The organism is Vibrio sp. SALL6 (assembly GCF_002002385.1).
In the GTDB taxonomy this organism is placed as follows: Bacteria; Pseudomonadota; Gammaproteobacteria; order Enterobacterales; family Vibrionaceae; genus Vibrio; species Vibrio parahaemolyticus.
On record NZ_MQVK01000006.1, the window covers coordinates 375678 to 391640 of the forward strand.

Annotated in this window: 18 protein-coding genes; 12 read left to right on the forward strand and 6 right to left on the reverse strand. The window is 46.3% G+C overall.

Annotated elements, in window-relative coordinates:
* Positions 1-8 precede the first annotated feature (8 nt).
* Positions 9-449 (forward strand): flagellar export protein FliJ, encoded by a 441-nt coding sequence (fliJ, locus tag BIW15_RS03635; RefSeq protein WP_005462826.1) that lies wholly within the window; start codon positions 9-11, stop codon positions 447-449.
* Between the two features lie 37 nt (positions 450-486).
* On the opposite strand, the gene BIW15_RS03640 is transcribed toward fliJ, so the two are convergent.
* A complete protein-coding gene (locus BIW15_RS03640) occupies positions 487-1524 on the reverse strand; it encodes a trypsin-like serine protease (RefSeq protein WP_077280589.1) in 1038 nt (345 codons plus the stop codon).
* A gap of 87 nt (positions 1525-1611) precedes the next feature.
* Positions 1612-2502 (reverse strand): LysR substrate-binding domain-containing protein, encoded by an 891-nt coding sequence (locus BIW15_RS03645; protein ID WP_023584526.1) that lies wholly within the window; start codon positions 2500-2502, stop codon positions 1612-1614.
* Positions 2503-2614: 112 nt separating this feature from the next.
* On the opposite strand from BIW15_RS03645, the gene BIW15_RS03650 reads away from it, so the two are divergent.
* The 6 genes from BIW15_RS03650 to BIW15_RS03675 all read left to right on the forward strand — a co-directional run bounded on the left by BIW15_RS03650 (position 2615) and on the right by BIW15_RS03675 (position 7641).
* Positions 2615-3541 carry a DMT family transporter gene (locus BIW15_RS03650; protein ID WP_077280590.1) on the forward strand — a complete coding sequence of 309 codons (927 nt, stop codon included), beginning with the start codon at positions 2615-2617 and terminating at the stop codon, positions 3539-3541.
* Positions 3542-3641: 100 nt separating this feature from the next.
* A complete protein-coding gene (locus BIW15_RS03655; protein WP_005462830.1) occupies positions 3642-4094 on the forward strand; it encodes an SRPBCC domain-containing protein in 453 nt (150 codons plus the stop codon).
* Between the two features lie 139 nt (positions 4095-4233).
* Complete coding sequence (locus tag BIW15_RS03660) at positions 4234-4986, forward strand: phosphatase (RefSeq protein WP_021450561.1); 753 nt, start codon at positions 4234-4236, stop codon at positions 4984-4986.
* Positions 4987-5139: 153 nt separating this feature from the next.
* Positions 5140-5529 (forward strand): cytochrome b562, encoded by a 390-nt coding sequence (locus tag BIW15_RS03665; protein ID WP_025555832.1) that lies wholly within the window; start codon positions 5140-5142, stop codon positions 5527-5529.
* Between the two features lie 163 nt (positions 5530-5692).
* Positions 5693-6052 carry a hypothetical protein gene (locus BIW15_RS03670; RefSeq protein ID WP_071936908.1) on the forward strand — a complete coding sequence of 120 codons (360 nt, stop codon included), beginning with the start codon at positions 5693-5695 and terminating at the stop codon, positions 6050-6052.
* A gap of 149 nt (positions 6053-6201) precedes the next feature.
* Positions 6202-7641, forward strand: coding sequence for a PepSY domain-containing protein (locus BIW15_RS03675; protein WP_077280591.1), 1440 nt, complete (start codon positions 6202-6204; stop codon positions 7639-7641).
* Between the two features lie 47 nt (positions 7642-7688).
* On the opposite strand, the gene BIW15_RS03680 is transcribed toward BIW15_RS03675, so the two are convergent.
* From BIW15_RS03680 to BIW15_RS03690, 3 genes are all read right to left on the reverse strand, one after another.
* Positions 7689-8072 carry a VOC family protein gene (locus BIW15_RS03680; protein ID WP_077280592.1) on the reverse strand — a complete coding sequence of 128 codons (384 nt, stop codon included), beginning with the start codon at positions 8070-8072 and terminating at the stop codon, positions 7689-7691.
* Positions 8065-8994 carry a LysR family transcriptional regulator gene (locus BIW15_RS03685; protein WP_020841459.1) on the reverse strand — a complete coding sequence of 310 codons (930 nt, stop codon included), beginning with the start codon at positions 8992-8994 and terminating at the stop codon, positions 8065-8067. Before BIW15_RS03685 ends, BIW15_RS03680 begins: the two co-directional genes overlap by 8 nt.
* Positions 8995-9071: 77 nt before the next feature.
* Positions 9072-9545 (reverse strand): hypothetical protein, encoded by a 474-nt coding sequence (locus tag BIW15_RS03690; RefSeq protein ID WP_021450565.1) that lies wholly within the window; start codon positions 9543-9545, stop codon positions 9072-9074.
* A gap of 220 nt (positions 9546-9765) precedes the next feature.
* Between BIW15_RS03690 and BIW15_RS03700 the strand changes: the two genes are divergently transcribed.
* The 4 genes from BIW15_RS03700 to BIW15_RS03715 all read left to right on the forward strand — a co-directional run bounded on the left by BIW15_RS03700 (position 9766) and on the right by BIW15_RS03715 (position 13456).
* Positions 9766-10449 (forward strand): spondin domain-containing protein, encoded by a 684-nt coding sequence (locus BIW15_RS03700; protein ID WP_020838196.1) that lies wholly within the window; start codon positions 9766-9768, stop codon positions 10447-10449.
* Between the two features lie 9 nt (positions 10450-10458).
* Positions 10459-11154 carry a spondin domain-containing protein gene (locus tag BIW15_RS03705; protein ID WP_077280593.1) on the forward strand — a complete coding sequence of 232 codons (696 nt, stop codon included), beginning with the start codon at positions 10459-10461 and terminating at the stop codon, positions 11152-11154.
* Positions 11155-11326: 172 nt separating this feature from the next.
* Complete coding sequence (locus BIW15_RS03710; protein ID WP_025499100.1) at positions 11327-12058, forward strand: response regulator transcription factor; 732 nt, start codon at positions 11327-11329, stop codon at positions 12056-12058.
* A gap of 24 nt (positions 12059-12082) precedes the next feature.
* Positions 12083-13456 carry a sensor histidine kinase KdpD gene (locus tag BIW15_RS03715; RefSeq protein WP_077280595.1) on the forward strand — a complete coding sequence of 458 codons (1374 nt, stop codon included), beginning with the start codon at positions 12083-12085 and terminating at the stop codon, positions 13454-13456.
* Positions 13457-13483: 27 nt separating this feature from the next.
* On the opposite strand, the gene sodC is transcribed toward BIW15_RS03715, so the two are convergent.
* A complete protein-coding gene (gene sodC, locus BIW15_RS03720; RefSeq protein WP_005462859.1) occupies positions 13484-13999 on the reverse strand; it encodes a superoxide dismutase family protein in 516 nt (171 codons plus the stop codon).
* 545 nt (positions 14000-14544) lie between these two features.
* Between sodC and BIW15_RS03725 the strand changes: the two genes are divergently transcribed.
* Positions 14545-15951, forward strand: a complete 1407-nt coding sequence (locus tag BIW15_RS03725) for an aminotransferase class V-fold PLP-dependent enzyme (RefSeq protein ID WP_005478185.1) — start codon at positions 14545-14547, stop codon at positions 15949-15951.
* The last annotated feature ends 12 nt before the right edge of the window (positions 15952-15963 follow it).

The following is a 15963-nucleotide window of genomic DNA, read 5'->3' on the forward strand; positions in this document are numbered from 1 at the left end:
ATGCAGCGATGAAAGCCAAACTTAAAGCGGTCGGCAAACTGCAACAAATGGAAGAAAAGCAGCGTGATAGGGTCGGGCAACAGCTCGACGCTATGCGTCAGCGTCACAATCATCTTTCAACGCAGTTGCAACAACTTTCAGCTCTCAAAGGACACGCTGGTCAATCGGCGTTGTCCTCTCCGTCTTTGAATAGCGCGGCGTTGATGAACTTCAACCGCGTTGATCAGATGCTGCAAAGAATGCTTCGTCACCACGAGCAAGAACAAGCGGTGATGCAAGCCGAATGTGCATCAGTACAAAAAACGTTAGAACACAAACACGCTCGCGTTCAAGGATTGGAAAAGGTATTAGAGAGATGGCGCACCAAGCAAAATTATGAGAAAGCCAAAAAAGAGCAAAAGCTGATTGAAGACATCATCAACTCTCGCGTGAAACGCAAAACGTTGTAAGCGTTTTGCGTTTATTTTTATCTAGTAAAGAGAAACGTTACGTCGTCTTTCTGCGTCGCAGCCACCCTAATAATCCTCCAAAGAACAACACCCCTGCACCTATTGCACCGCCGCTGCCGTTGTCGCTAAATCCTGAAACATTAGTGTCTTCTGGATCAAAGCCAGAATCACCTTCGCTATGGTAATCCTCTAAGGCTGCTAAGCTCGCGTTATAAACGGTTTTGACCCCAGAACTGGTTCTTGCCTCTATCCACGAGGTGTAATTCAGAATCTCTGTGAAGACGCTCGGAATGGCCGCCGACTCACAAATGGATGAGCCGTAGCTCACAATCCCGATTTGCTGATACATACCGTTGCTGTCTTGATAGGTGAGTGGGCCGCCAGAGTCCCCACTACATATTCCGGTATAGCTACGGTCTGGAAAGCCATTTGCACAAATGTTTTCTTGGTCGTTATACCCCACAACGAGAGAAGCACATTGGGCATCAGAAAGCGGTTGAACTTCCGCCCATCGTAAATAGTTCGGGCCACTGGTATCGGTCGTGGACGTTTGTCCCAATCCAAAGATTTGATAAACCGATTCGCCGCTGTAATCGCCAAAATCTTGAGGCAGAGTGATGGACTGAACGTTATCGGTAATTGGTCGGGTTAACTCCAATACCGCCAAGTCATTAATCCATAGGTCATTAGGATCATAGTTGGGATGAATCGTAATAGTGCGAACGTCTTTGAACTCTTCGACATAAACATCGTTCATGGTTGGATTTTTTACCAGAACACGGAGGTCATTCGCTGTCCAACCGTCAGTAAAAACCGAGGATTCTACGCAGTGGGCTGCCGTTAATATGAAACGATCATTAACGATAGAACCACCACAAATATTCGCGAATTGTCGGTCGCCCGTTTTGTGTAAAATTAGCCGAGCAAAGAAGGGGAGCTGATTTTGAGACGCTTGCTGGCCTCCAATAATCGCGGTTGAAATGCCTTGCTCGTCAAGCTCCGACCCGCCACTGGCATTACCCACTGCTGGTACAACGAGACAAGCCCCAATCACTACTCTATGAAACAATCGCATAGCCTCATCCTTGAGTTTTTTCGCACTCTATTTACTTTAGCCGAGAGTTCACCAAGCTCAAGTTAACGTATTGAGTAACAGGCTCAGTTACGCAAATTCTTGTTTTAACCACGAGCGCAATAGGTGAAAGCTTTCTTGCTTGAGCTTATGCGGTGGGCATACAAAATAAAGCTGCTGATTAGGATTGATCACAGGCTCACCAAGTTCGATTAGCTGACCGTACTTGATGTCGTCTTTCACAAACAAACGGTGAGTCACCAACACACCCAAACGACGCGTGGTTGCCTGTACCGCTTGAATTGACATATTAAAAGTGATCGGCTTTTTGTTTTTTGGACGAGCGACTCCTATCGCGTCTGACCAGACTTGCCAATCGTGTTTTCTGCGCTCATTCGTGACCTCAATGAGCGGATACGTCTTTAAGATGTCAGAAAGGTTAACTGGATTGCTGTGGTCGATGAGATCAGGGCTGCACACTAATACCAGTTCGTCTTCACTGAGCTTTTCGCAATAGTAGTCTTGCCATTCTTCAGTGTTGCCATGCACTAACGCAGCATCAACGCCTTCTTGTTCCAAATTGAACCGTCCAGAAAGGTTAGATAGGCGTACATCAAGTTGGGGCGCGTAGGCTTGAAGACGTGGCATTCGTGGGATCCACCAATGCAGTGCCAAGGAATTCACCATGTTTAGCGTAATGCGTTGAGAGTTTTGATCGTGCATCAGTGCTTCGGTTGCATCGACGATTTGTTCTAACGCTGGCGCGACTTTGCGGTAGTATTTTTTGCCTTCGGTATTGAGGTATACATGGCGTCCAATTCGGTCAAAAAGCGGTTTGTTTACTTGGCTTTCGAGAGATTTAATCGCTTGGCTGATCGCCGAGTGGCTAACGCTCAGAAGCTGGGCGGCTTCCGTCATACTGCCTGATTCCGCCACCGCCACAAACGCGTAGATGGATTTTAATGGTACTAATTTGCGCATGGAACGAACCTGTTTTCAATGTGTAAGTTTTACTTACAATAGTGGTTAATATTACTCGCTATTTCTATAAAGTCACTTTTCATAAAATGCTTCGAGAATTAAGGAGTATCTAATGAATCACGTTCACAAACCCATCGTATTTATGTTGATGTCTACATTAAGCTTATCTGTTACGGGCTTGCTAGCAAAGCAGCTGTCCGAGGCGCTTTCGGTAACCATGTTCAGTTTTCTACGATTTTTCCTACCTGCGGTTATCTTGCTCTTAGTTCTGATCCCGAAAGGCATCAAACTGCCGAAATCGACCGAGTTGAAGCCCACTTTGCTACGCGCACTTTGTATTGGTCTGTCTCAATTGTGTTTTATTGCGTCTCTTCAAACGTTAACACTGGTCGAAAGTGTGGTCCTTTTTGCTACAGGCCCGTTGTTTATGCCTGTGATTGAGAAGCTTGTCTGGCATGGAAAAATTCGTGCGTCCACCGTTTTTGGTATTGCGATGGCGTTTAGTGGTGTGGTGTTGTTGGCTGGAACGGAAGGCGAATTTACTTTGCGATACGACTTACTGCTTGGTTTGGCCGGTGGCCTGTTTAACTCCGGCTCACAATTGACGCTGTATAAAGTCAGCAAAAGTAATATGTCGCCGCTAGAGATCAACTTCTGGGCGTTTAGCTTTGCCGCGTTATTTATTCTGCCTTTGGCGCTTATCAACGATGGCTCTGGACTGTTGGGGGCTCATTCATTCTCACTATCCGTTGAGCCTAGTGTGCTGTGGCTATTAGTCATGTCGATGTTGATCATCAATACTCAAGTGTTTCGTGCAAAAGCCTATCAACTGGCCAGTAGCGGCTCTCAACTCGCACCACTGATTTTTACCAACTTGTTGTTTACGGCCGTTTGGCAATCACTTTTTTTCGCTGATGTAATGAGCCGCACTCAAATCGCGGGCATGGGCTTAATTGTGCTCGCGACGGTATTGAATGGGTGCTGGGATGTATTGGTCAAGCATCATCAAAGCAAGGCGTTACAAACGAGAACATCTTAGTGCCTCGTAAAAGTAAGTTGAGATAAGCATTTAAAACGCAAGCAAATTTGATTTTTCCTGAGAATAAACTAGCGTCAATGAAGGTTCAGGGAGAGAAAACATGCTTACATTAAACTATTACGTAGAAATAACCGCGACTCCGCAGCGCGTATGGAGAGTGCTGACGGACGCTGAGCTTTACAAGCGTTGGGCGCAGGCATTTTCACCTCAATCTCAATTCGAAGGGGAGTGGGAAGAGGGCAGCGACATCACCTTTTTTGATCCGGATATGGGCGGCACTCGCGCAGTGATTGATTCTGTGCAGCCACTGCATCGGCTAGAGTTTCATCATGTTGCCATCTTTAACCCCGACAATAGGCAACAGTTGGACGCCGATATTGCCGCCAAGTGGATTGGATCTCGTGAGATCTATCAGATCGACACAGAAGACGAACGCTTGTTGCTCAACATCACCATTCACACTCACAGTGACTTTGTATCGATGTTCAACAATGGGTGGGAAAAAGCGTTGCCATTGATTAAAAGTATTTGTGAGGAAACGGACTCGCAATAGCACTAAATATCGAGACGCATTTTTTCCATTTCTAGGCTGAGTAAGAGAGCGTTCACCGCCGCATTTTCGGTGTTCGCTACATCTTGATCGCACGAGGGTATACAATACCCGCAAATTTGAGCACTCAAGAGACTGGATGATGGAATTTAAGGTTGATACCCACACGCATACTTACGCGAGTGGTCATGCGTATAGTACGTTGATTGAAAACGCAAAGTCGGCAAAAGAGAACGGGTTAACCATGTTTTGCACGACGGACCATGCGGAGTCGATGCCGGGTGCGCCTCACTACTGGTTTTTCTCTAACCAAAAAATTCTGCCTCGTTTTCTTGAAGGTGTTGCCATCGTTCGCGGAGTGGAATCCAACATACTTAACATTGAAGGTGAAATTGATATTCCGCCAAGTGTCGATCGCAATTTGGATTGGGTTATTGCCAGTTTCCACGAGCCCGTTTTTCCACCTGCCAATAAAGAAGCACACACTGAAGCGCTGATAAATGTCATCAAAAGCGGTCGCGTTGATGCGTTAGGGCATTTGGGGAACCCGAACTTCGACTTCGATTTTGAACAAGTGCTGAAGTGCGCTAAAGAGCACAATGTAGCGATAGAAATCAATAACACTACGCTCAAAGGCAACAGTCGCGTAGGCAGTGTGGAGCGTTGCCATGAAATTGCGCAAATCGGCAAAGCGTTAGATGTGTATTTTACTACGGGAAGCGATGCACACTTTTGTCATGATGTGGGCAATCTGGAGCTTGTCAGTGAGCTGATGGACAACCTTGATATTGATAGCAACAAAGTGATTACTCACTCTGCTAAACAGTTTTTGTCATTTCTTGAACTGCGTGGCCGCTTGCCAATCGCAGAGTATGACGAGATTCGCAACGCATAAACTTGATTACATTTTAGGTATGCACCCTAGGTAAGATTGCTTTACACTGCCCCTCTTAAATGCCCGAATATTCCTACAATGCGTATTAGCGTGGCGAGTTATTTGGGTAAACGAAGCCGACACAGAATTCGGCACTAAAATGGAGAAGTGAAAATGTTACGTCCTTTAGTTCTAGGGTGTGCGATTGCGTTTAGCTCAACATACGCGATGGCAGAAGCGGTTGATTTGAAGCAAAACATGAAGCAGATGAAGATGGAATTCAAACAGGCCGCAGAAGCGTCTGATGTGGAAACCATGAAATCAGCGATTGATAGCTTGCAAGCCATTGTAGAACAGTCAAAACGTGGTAATTACCCACCAGAAAAGTTTGATACTTACCTAGAAGGTTTCAACAAGCTGTCGGTAACGCTAGACAAAATCGAGGCGGATCTGGATGCAGGTAATTTGACAGAAGCAAAAGCGCAACTGCGTGAGATCGATAGCCTTCGTGAAGAGTACCACGACAAGCGTAATCCAAGCATTTGGAGCAAGCTGTTTGGTTAAGCAGCGCTTACGTGCATGAATGATTGAAAGAAAGCCCGCAAATTTGCGGGCTTTTTTGTCTCTGTCAACATAATGATTGTGAGGTAGTAATCACTTATTGATCCTCTTTTTGAGCTGAAACTCAGAATTGGCTACTCTGTGTGAAATTTGTTAAGTCACCGTTATGCGTAGATTAATTCCTTTTTATCGTTCCATGTTATTCGCTAGCGCCTTAAGTTGGGTGCTCGTGACACTGATGCCTGTTATCAATGCTCATGGTAACAGCATGGGCGTGTGGGCGACGCTTTGTACGCTAAACGGTTTCGAGCTGGTTCAGATAGAAGAGGGTGACAGCTCGGTGACGCACAAGGGCAAGCCGTGTCCATTTAGTCACTTTTCTACTTTCCACCAAGATTCACTTCCAACTACACCGATACTTTCACGACTGAGCTCGGTAATTTCTGAACGCTACACTTTTTTGGCTCTAAGTGTACGATTTGAAACGCCAGTTCCGCGCGCGCCGCCTGTGGTTTCTTTTTCATAATCCATAAAAACAATAAGTAAAGTCACACATACACTGCTCATTCAAGCAGTCGCACTCCCAAACCTGTCCAAATTTCACCGCATAGAAAAGCATGTGGGGGAAGCATTTGGTCAGCGTTTTTGGCGTGCAAAAATGAAAAGGAAATAAACATGTTGAGAAACTCAACAAAGCCTCAACTCAAGGAAGCGTCTCGCGCAAAATCCATCTACTTTATGACGTGGCGATGGCATTTCTACGCAGGATTATTCGTTATCCCATTTATGCTCATGCTGTCCGTCACCGGACTGGTGATGCTGTTTGATGATGAGATTGAACTGGCTCGCTATGAGACTACGCTAAAAGTGGTGCAGCAAGAGCACAAGGTACCAGTGTCCATCCAGTTAGAGTCGGTTAAGCAAGCCTATCCTGATTTCAGCGTTACCCAGTTTGTGCCTGCCAAAACAGCGCACCTTGCCAATCGGTTTTCAATTAAAGCGGAAGATGGACGTTCGCTCGTTGCTGCAGTCAATCCATACACGGGCGAGGTTCAAGGCCCCATTGATCGCTCAGACAGCGTTTATGAGCTGATGAATAACATTCATGGCACCATGCTGATTGGTGAGTTTGGCGATCGTTTAATCGAAATATCAGCCAGCTTAGGTATTTTACTTTTGGTGTCGGGCTTGTATCTCTGGCTTCCTCGTGACAACGCCAGTCGAGCGGGCTTTTTGAAAATCCGTATTGCCCAAGGTTCTCGTATTGTATTGCGCGATGTGCACGCTAACTTAGGTGGCGTGTTGTCCCTCGTTTTACTGTTTTTCCTGATTTCAGGTTTGTCTTGGGCTGGAATTTGGGGGGCAAAGATGGTTCAAGCTTGGAACACGTTTCCGACCTATTACACTTGGGGTGAAAAGCCAGAGTCGACATTGACGCATAAGGATCTTAACCACGGTTCGTCAGAAGAAATGCCTTGGAACTTAGAGCTTGCTGCCGTACCTGAATCGAAAGATAAACCCGCCCATGATCACGCGAACATGGAAAGGGGGTCGTCTTACACGGCGAGCCATCGCGCGTTATCGATTGACGACATTATTCTTAAAGCAGAAATGATGGGCTTTACCAGCTACAAAATATTCTTGCCTCGTTCAGATAACGGTGTTTACACCGTTGCAGCCAACTCAATGGGAGGGGACATCTCTGACCCAAGACAAGATCGAACCAGCCATTTTGACCAATACTCAGGTCGTTTGCTGGTGGATGTGACTTGGCAGGATTACAGCTGGTTTGCCAAGTTAATGGCTGCGGGTGTCTCACTTCACCAAGGAGATGTAAGCATCATCAACAAGGCGTTGAATGTGCTGTTCTGTCTGGCATTTATTCTGATTGCTATTTCCGGAGTGGTGATGTGGTGGTTACGTCGACCAAGTCGCAGCGCATCGCTTGGAGCGCCGCCACAATTTCAACATGACGGAGTGTGGAAATTGGGGTTAGCCACATTGGTTGCCATTTGTGCCGCGTTCCCGATGGGCGGTTTAGCCATTGTGAGCGTTTTGCTGTTGGACTGGGTGGTGTTCAACCGTGTCGAGAAGCTAAAAGCAGCACTGAACTAAGGTGTCGTATTGGTATAAAACAAGAGTCAGCGAATTGCTGGCTCTTTTTACTTCTGATAAAGCTCCAATGGTAAGCCATCGGGATCTTGGAAGAACGTAAATGCTTTGCCCGTAAACTCATCAATGCGAATGGGTTCAACAGCGATGTGTTTGGATTCCAGATACGCTTTTACTTCTTCAACGTTGTCGACTTGAAACGCCAAATGTCGTAAGCCTTGCGCCTCCGGAAAGCTTGGTCGCTCCGGTGCGCCGGGAAAGCTGAACAGCTCGATTTGACATCCGTCCTGCAACGCAAGGTCGAGTTTGTAGGAGTCTCGCGCTTCACGATAGTTTTCTGCGATGATTTGTAGCCCTAGCACTTCGGTGTAAAAACGCTTTGATGTTGGGTAATCACTGCAAATGATAGCGACGTGATGAATCGCATTAAACATGATTGGGTTCCTTAGACACGAGATGCTCGTTTACAAAGTCGAGAAATACACGTAGACGTGCAGGCATGTATTTGGTTTGTGCGTACTGCATGGCGACCGCACCGTGGTAGTTACTTTTGATCATCCAATCGGACAACACTTCGACCACTTCTCCGCGCTCTAATGCCTCTTTCACCACGAAATCGTGGAAGATGCCAATTCCTAAACCGGCCTTGACGCCATTTAGGCGCATTTGCGAATGGTTGACCGCATACCGACCACTGACCGCGATGGAATGAAACGCCTCTTCTTTAAAAAACGACCAAATGTTGTCTTTGTCGTTTTCCGCTAGGTAAATACAGTCGTGCTGTTCAAGTTGCGTAGGATGTTCTGGCATGCCTCTTTGTGCGAGGTAGTCTGGTGAGGCACACAAAACCAGATTGGTTTTGCTTATCTCTTTGAGCACCAAATTTTCATCCGGTTTATCGGTGAGCTTAAAAGCGACATCAATGCCCTGACGAAACAGGTCGATTTCCCCGTCGGCAGCGCGCAGCTTGAGCTGAATTTTTGGATAACGTTGCAAAAAAGGCAGCACGAACGGTTGCAAGACCGAGTTTAAAAACGCCTCTGGTGCCGCTACCGTGAGCGCGCCAGTTGGTTCGGCATGTTCTTCCGCAGATAGCTCAACGGCTTGCTGCGCGGCATTAACCATCGCAATGCTTTGGTCATACACTTTTTGCCCTGCTTGAGTAATGATCAGCTTGCGCGTGGTACGTTCAAACAACTTCACGTTGAGGGCTTGCTCCAAACGGGTGATCAGTTTGCTTAACGCAGATGGGGTAACGCCAAGCTGTTTGGCTGCGGCAGTAAAACTGCCTTCGTTGACCACCAAAATAAAGGAGGCCAAATCGGGCAGTAGAGCAATGAGTTTTGGATTAACCATAAAGATTCCGTTCTAAGCGGCGTATTAAAAGTATTGTCTGGCAGGGCTTTACGAGGTGCAAGTGTGCCAGTCTCGCTTTAACGATATTTTGCCAAAAAGGCGTGAAGAATCGGCAACCCAGACTCGTTAGCATGATAACGCTGCCAACATTGATAAATAGCGGTTTCATGTTCTGCGACTAAATCAAATGCAGTTTGAAAATTGACAGCGTTTGAATTCTTCTCTATCGCGAGTGTTTGCCATTCTCGGTATGTCACTTCGTACGGCTCAACCCAATTGAGTAGCGTGGCAACCAGCTCTGACCAAGGTAAATCGATCCACTTTTCTGCATCGGAGAGACCTTTTTCCATCATTTCTTGATGACGGTTTTCTATCTCCATTCCATGTGCTTGCAAAACAGGTTTGAGTTTTTCAGCGGTCAGTTTTTCCACGTCGACTAAAGTTTGCCAAAGCGCGCGTTGCTCTGCCTGTTTGTAGTTGTTGAGATAGTGACTGAAAAAGGCAATACCGTAGATTTCTCCATAGTATGCAGTAAGTAAATTGTTGAGCATTTTAATGTGCGTTTGGGGAACGGATGGACGCTATTTTATAACGGAATGAAAGAGATAAGAAGTTGTGAGAATTTTATGAGAATTCGATGAAGTTACCGAGATATTTGCTCGTCATGCTTAAAGTCAAGAATGACAAACGTTCGAAAGCAATGCTGCTCAAGCCAACAAAAGACGATGTTCAAGGGCTTGGGTTTCACTCTCATAAAAGGATGGATTCACAATGAAAAAACGTACCCAACTTAGTCTTGTCATGACGTCTGTTGCTCTGGCGGTTGGCGCGGCATCAGCTCAAGCGGCGGAACTAGAAATTACGGTTACCAACGCAACCAAAGGCATTTACTTTACACCGCTTATCGTCGCGGCGCATGGCTCAGATCTGCACATGTTTAAAGTCGGAGAATTCGCCACAACAGAGCTTGAAGCGATGGCTGAAGGTGGGGATATTTCTGGATTATCGACCGTGATTGGCAACGCAGGCGGCGCAGTCGTAGAAAACCCAGCGGGCGGTATTCTCAATCCGGGCGCTGCGACCACGTTTACTTTGGATAGTGGCGATCACGGTTACCTCTCACTTAGCGCGATGTTATTGCCAACCAATGATGGTTTTGTCGGCTTAGATAGTTGGAAAATTCCAACCGAAGCGGGCACTTACAAAGCGACCTTGAACAGTTACGACGCAGGCACCGAAGCGAACGACGAGTTAGCGTCCAGCATTCCTAATCCTCCTTTTATTACCTTCGGTAGCGGTGGTACTGGCGTAGAAACGGCGGTGAGCAACGACAAGGTTCACATTCATCCGGGTAATTTGGGTGACAGCGATCCAGCTGGTGGCAAGAGTGATCTCGATAGCAGTCATCATCGTTGGTTAAACCCAGTTGCAACCATCACAATTGTTGTGAAGTAAGGAGGAGGTATGAAATACAAAATCTTACTGGTAGCGGCCTCTGTCGGAGTGCTCGCTGGTTGTCCGAATGATGACGATAATGATGTCGCGAAGTCATACCGATATACGGTGAATGTCGAGAACTTAACGGCGAATCAACCGATGTCTCCGCTGGCGGTGCTGACTCACAATAGCAATTTTCAGCTATTCGAAATTGGTCAAAGTGCGTCGGTTGAGTTAGAACACTTAGCCGAGGGTGGCAGCAATGCCGAGCTGATTGCTCTGATGAACAGTGACGACAACGTCTACCAAGGTGTCTCTGGTAACGGTTTGCTGCTGCCGGGCTCATCGGACGAAGTCACCATCACAGTCAATCCTCATCGTTATGGTTATTTGTCGCTGGCTTCGATGCTCGTGAACACTAATGATGCCTTTGTGGGCGAAACGGGATTGTCGCTCAAGTCACTTGCAGTGGGTGACAGTTACGAGATGAAGATGAACGTGTGGGATTCTGGCACAGAGCTTAATGATGAATTGGCAGCCACGATTCCCGGCCCTGCGGGTGGCGGTGAAGGATTTAACTCAACCCGAAATGATATGAATGATGCGGTCGCGTTTCACGCTGGCGTCATCAGCCATGATGATGGACAGGCAAATTCAACCTTGTCGGCAAACCATCGTTTTCTAAATCCTGGCGCGAAGGTCACGATCACGCGCGTTGAATAACTCATCTGCTCTGGTGGCGGATCCTTTCCTAAAAGTGTTTGTTCATGCTTTTATCCCTCATTCCACCACCAGAGCACTTTCTGACCTTGTGGGAAGCTGACCTTGTTGAAAGAAATACGGCTTCGTCCCGGTCATTTGCAGAATGAGGCGTCTCCCAGACAAGGAAAGGATCATGGAACGGCATACAACCAACGTGGTGGCGAACATATTGTTGATTGAAGACGATGATGACTTGGCCGAACTGGTTCAAATGCATCTCAAGTTTCAGGGGCATCAAGTCAGTCGAGAATCCAGCGTTGCAGCGGGCAGAAATGCTTATCAGCAGCAGTCGTTTGATTTGGTGATCCTCGACAGAGGTTTACCCGATGGTGATGGTTTAGATATTTGCCATCACTTGCGCCAGCAGCAAGATTGGACACCAGTTTTGGTGTTGACTGCAAGAGACGGTGAGATGGATAAAGTGGATGGATTGGAAGCTGATGTCGACGATTACATCACAAAGCCGTTTAGTGTTTTAGAGTTTCAAGCTCGGGTGAGAAATGTACTTCGGCGCGTTAATCAAGTCGCTGAAAAGCCGACTCCAGAAAAAGCAGAAGATGGGGCACTTAACTTTGGTGACTTGAAGATCATTCCCCAATTGCATCAGGTTTCGCTCAACGATAAAGACGTCGCGCTGACGGCAACCGAGTTTACCTTACTACAGTTTCTCGCCACTCGTCCCGGTCGAGTCTACAGTAAGGACGAGCTGTTGGATCATGTCTGGAACACCAATCATGCAGGGTATCATCACACGGTTTGTAGCACCATTAATCGCTTGCGCAGCAAGCTGTCGTTGTCGGACTCAGAGCATCATTTTATTCAAACGGTTTGGGGTGTTGGGTACAAATTTCAGCCGCGCCCATAATAGGCGGTGTGAGGAGGCGATAGGATGAGCTTCAAATCTCGTTTGGTGGTATTCACCACGGTTTGGTTTTGTTTGGCGATGGCGGCCATTGCGCTGACTTACAATTGGCAAAAAGAGACCATTGAGCTTCGCACCAAGCAAAGCTTACATCAAGATCTAGCCAGTCACATGCGGGATGATAATCCGCTCATGATTGGTACGGACTACAATCCCAAAGCACTCAAGTCGATTTTCCACACCCTCATGTTGATAGGGCCTGATTTCGAAATCTATTTTCTTGATAGCCAAGGCAACATTACTACGCACGCTGCGCCAGAAGGGACGGAATTGATGGGCGCGGTGAATCTGGCTCCTATTCGTCAGTTTCTCAGTGGTGAACCTTTCCCGATTCTAGGCGATGACCCGCGTAATCGTGATGAACATAAAGTCTTTTCTGTCGCAGCGATAGAGGAGCTTGGCTCAACCATTGGTTATTTGTACGTGGTGATCGGGAGTTCTCGTCATACGGCCATTGCCAATGCTCAAGTGGATTCGCCGTACTTGGCGCTTGCGGGTTTAGTGCTTATTTCGATTTTAGGTTTCGCTTTTGGCTCATACTTCTTGGTTAAGCGCAGCTTGTTAAACCCGATTGAACGTGTGACCGATCAACTGCAAAAACAAGCCGAACACGACTTTCGCCTACAACCCGATTTTGCACATCAAGTGCCGGAGCTAGTGCCGATTGCTCGTTCTTATCAATTGATGGCAAAACACATCCAGCAGCAATTTTTGCAACTTGAATATCAATCCTCTCATCGCCGCCAAAGTCTTTTGCAACTGAGCCATGATTTAAAAACGCCGCTTTCGAGTGTACTTGGGTATTTGGAAACTTGGCGTTTGCAGCATCCTGACCCCGATCCGCTCATTGAAGTGGCGTTTCGCAACAGTGAAAAACTCTCCCAGCAATTGCACGCTCTGTTGGATGTGGCAAAACAAGAAGCTCCGCTACCGAGCTATGAGTATCTTCCGATTGATATTAGCCAACTAATGGCAGAATGCGCCGAAACCATGCAAAGTCAGTTTCAACGTAAAGGCGTGACGTTGAACATTACCGTAGATGAGCCAATCCAAGCGATAGGGGATAAGGGGTTATTAGAACGATTGATATTGAATTTATTGGAAAATGCACTTCGGCATAGTCCGTCGGATGCGACCGTGAGTTGTGATGTAAAACGGGGCGATAATACATCTCAAGTTCGTTTTACTTTTTCCAACCAAATAGAGCTGAATGCGCAAGCTGGCGCGTTAGGCATTGGTACTAAAATTGTTCAGTCCATTTTAATGCTGCATCACAGTCATCTTGAAACCGATGCGACATCGCATCGGTTTACACAACGATTCACACTTCCTGCCGCATGAGGAAGTGTGAATCAGACAGATCATGATTTAGTCGATCACGCCACACACAATGCGCGCACCGCCGCCACCTAATTTGGCTGGTTGATCCGAGTGATTGTCCCCACCAGCATGAATCATCAAGGCTCTGCCTTTTAAATCCGACATTTTGAGGCGCGGAGCTAAAACCGGTTGGTTGGCGTTTCCTTCCATGTCGGCGTACAACGCTGGCAGATCGCCAAGATGGTTGCCATCGGTCCATGGAAAACCATGTTGGCCAGTATTGTCTGGGTCGTAATGGCCGCCCGCACCGCCACCTACTACGGTTTTACCGTCCTTTTCTGCACTGTCACAGGATGGGTTAGCGTGGACGTGAAAGCCATGTAGTCCGGCAGGAATTCCTGACAGATTCGGCGTGAATACAATTCCGTAGTCACTCTCTGATAATTCCACCGTACCGACGGCTTGGTTAGTACCCAAATCGGTCATGGTGATTGATTGGGCCAACGCGTTTGGTGTCATCACGAAAGCAGCCGCCGCTGAGATGCACAGCAATCCTTTTAACATGCGATTTCCTTCTTTATAAAGTATTCATTTGAGCGTATATCCAAGTGATTTGTTCTCGCAGCTAAGAGTTAGACCGTACATTTGTTTGAACTACTTTAGATCTCGCTATATATGGTCTAAAAATTAACTGTTCATTTAAACATCAAGCCATTTTATGAAACTTAACATATTGAGATTACTTGGTTATAAAAAGAATAGTCGCAGTTGAACAAATATGACGCTGAATTTTCTAATTAATACAAAGTTAAATTTTTAATGAATTTATAACAAAGCTCACTGTTTGTTTATAGATAAAACTATTATTAAGCGTTTATCATAAAAATAGTCAATTTAATGAATATTTTAATATGTATTCAGTTGTTTATTGGTTGGAAGCGAAACTGTTGCTTATGTCATCAAATAAGCTAAAAAAGTGGAACTAAAGTCACTTAATGGCAGAGTAAAAAATTAAAGTCTGGTTTGAATAGGTAATAATGTTTTAGTAACAGATAGTTACGCGTTTAAAAATTAATAATATGGCTAACTTCCGACAAGGATCGAAAAAAATGAGCGACAAGGATTCTATTCAGACTAATCGCAGCCGACGTAATTTTCTTAAAGGCGCAACGGGTGCCGTTGTAGCTGGTGTTGGTGCTTCTGCTTTTTCAGGTGTAGCACAAGCTCGAGAACAGAAAATTGATTGGAGCAGCCGCGGGCTAGGTAGAAAGCACGATAAGCGTTTTTGGCGTAAAGTGCAAAAGCAGTTCGTTTTGGATAAACGAACGACTTACATGAACATTGGTACAACAGGCTCAATGCCGAAACATGTTCTTGAAGGCTATGAAGACAACAACAAATTAGTGGCGAAGTTCCCATGGGACATGAAAGGTAAGTTTGGTAAGTTCCCTTACGTTTCAGACATGATCGCAGAGATTGCACCAGGTTTTGGCGCAAATGCTGACGAAATCATCCTAAGCCGCAACACGACTGACGGTCTATGTTCGATCATTAATGGTCTGCATTTCGAGCCGGGAGACGTGATTCTTACTACACACCACGAACACATTGCAGCGACATCTCCGCTGAATGTTGTAAAACACCGCTTTGGTGTAGAAGTCGTGGAAATTCAGCTACCAGTGTTTACAGGTACTGAAGACGTTTCTGAAGCAGACTACATTCAAGCATTCCGTGACGCTATTGAAGCGCACCACAATGTTCGCCTGATTGTGTTCTCTCACATCACATACAAAACCGGTACTGCGCTGCCAGCAAAGGCAATTTGTTCTCTTGCAAAAGAGCACCAAATTCCAACGTTAGTGGATGGTGCTCACACGGTGGGTATGTTCGATCTTGACCTACATGATCTGGATTGTGATTTCTACTCTGGTTCTGGCCATAAATGGCAGTGCGGCCCGGGCGCAACAGGCATTTTATACGTGCGCGACAACGGTAATCGTTTGAACGAATACTGGAGCGACCGTGAAAATCCTTTGTGGTTGATAAACTCGTCGCTTTCTCATGCGGATTACTTAGGTAAGCAAATCCAAATGCAGTACATTGGTAACGATAACTACCCAGCTAAACAAGCGCTGGCTGATAGCTGTAAAATGTGGGATGAGATTGGTCGTGACCGAATCCAAGACCGCATTCTAACGTTGAGTGACCAATGTAAAACCTCACTCCAAGACGTGCTGCCACATGCGAAAATGTTCTCCCCAAATGTGGAAGGGCTGACGAGTGGATTAACGACGTTCAACCCATTTTATGATGTGACGAACGAAGAAATCCTGACTGAGTTCCGTGACCGTCTGCGTGAAGAATATGGCTACATCATCCGTACAACGAACTTCAAGCTGTACAAAGATGATGGACACGACACGTACGCGCTTCGTATCTCTACACACTTGTTCCATGATGAGCGAGATGTAGAAGGATTGGTCGAAGCGATTGCTGATCTGTACTACTCGTTCTAACGTCGTTGTTTA

What these genes read in the sequence shown, in the direction of transcription:
- BIW15_RS03680 (WP_077280592.1), bottom strand. Translation starts at nt 8,072, where the DNA reads ATGTTTAATGCGATTCATCACGTCGCTATCATTTGCAGTGATTACCCA.
- BIW15_RS03675 (WP_077280591.1), top strand. Translation starts at nt 6,202, where the DNA reads ATGTTGAGAAACTCAACAAAGCCTCAACTCAAGGAAGCGTCTCGCGCA.
- BIW15_RS03690 (WP_021450565.1), bottom strand. Translation starts at nt 9,545, where the DNA reads ATGCTCAACAATTTACTTACTGCATACTATGGAGAAATCTACGGTATT.
- BIW15_RS03710 (WP_025499100.1), top strand. Translation starts at nt 11,327, where the DNA reads ATGGAACGGCATACAACCAACGTGGTGGCGAACATATTGTTGATTGAA.
- BIW15_RS03665 (WP_025555832.1), top strand. Translation starts at nt 5,140, where the DNA reads ATGTTACGTCCTTTAGTTCTAGGGTGTGCGATTGCGTTTAGCTCAACA.
- BIW15_RS03640 (WP_077280589.1), bottom strand. Translation starts at nt 1,524, where the DNA reads ATGCGATTGTTTCATAGAGTAGTGATTGGGGCTTGTCTCGTTGTACCA.
- BIW15_RS03700 (WP_020838196.1), top strand. Translation starts at nt 9,766, where the DNA reads ATGAAAAAACGTACCCAACTTAGTCTTGTCATGACGTCTGTTGCTCTG.
- BIW15_RS03715 (WP_077280595.1), top strand. Translation starts at nt 12,083, where the DNA reads ATGAGCTTCAAATCTCGTTTGGTGGTATTCACCACGGTTTGGTTTTGT.
- BIW15_RS03650 (WP_077280590.1), top strand. Translation starts at nt 2,615, where the DNA reads ATGAATCACGTTCACAAACCCATCGTATTTATGTTGATGTCTACATTA.
- BIW15_RS03670 (WP_071936908.1), top strand. Translation starts at nt 5,693, where the DNA reads ATGCGTAGATTAATTCCTTTTTATCGTTCCATGTTATTCGCTAGCGCC.
- BIW15_RS03645 (WP_023584526.1), bottom strand. Translation starts at nt 2,502, where the DNA reads ATGCGCAAATTAGTACCATTAAAATCCATCTACGCGTTTGTGGCGGTG.
- BIW15_RS03705 (WP_077280593.1), top strand. Translation starts at nt 10,459, where the DNA reads ATGAAATACAAAATCTTACTGGTAGCGGCCTCTGTCGGAGTGCTCGCT.
- BIW15_RS03655 (WP_005462830.1), top strand. Translation starts at nt 3,642, where the DNA reads ATGCTTACATTAAACTATTACGTAGAAATAACCGCGACTCCGCAGCGC.
- BIW15_RS03660 (WP_021450561.1), top strand. Translation starts at nt 4,234, where the DNA reads ATGGAATTTAAGGTTGATACCCACACGCATACTTACGCGAGTGGTCAT.
- BIW15_RS03725 (WP_005478185.1), top strand. Translation starts at nt 14,545, where the DNA reads ATGAGCGACAAGGATTCTATTCAGACTAATCGCAGCCGACGTAATTTT.
- sodC (WP_005462859.1), bottom strand. Translation starts at nt 13,999, where the DNA reads ATGTTAAAAGGATTGCTGTGCATCTCAGCGGCGGCTGCTTTCGTGATG.
- BIW15_RS03685 (WP_020841459.1), bottom strand. Translation starts at nt 8,994, where the DNA reads ATGGTTAATCCAAAACTCATTGCTCTACTGCCCGATTTGGCCTCCTTT.
- fliJ (WP_005462826.1), top strand. Translation starts at nt 9, where the DNA reads ATGAAAGCCAAACTTAAAGCGGTCGGCAAACTGCAACAAATGGAAGAA.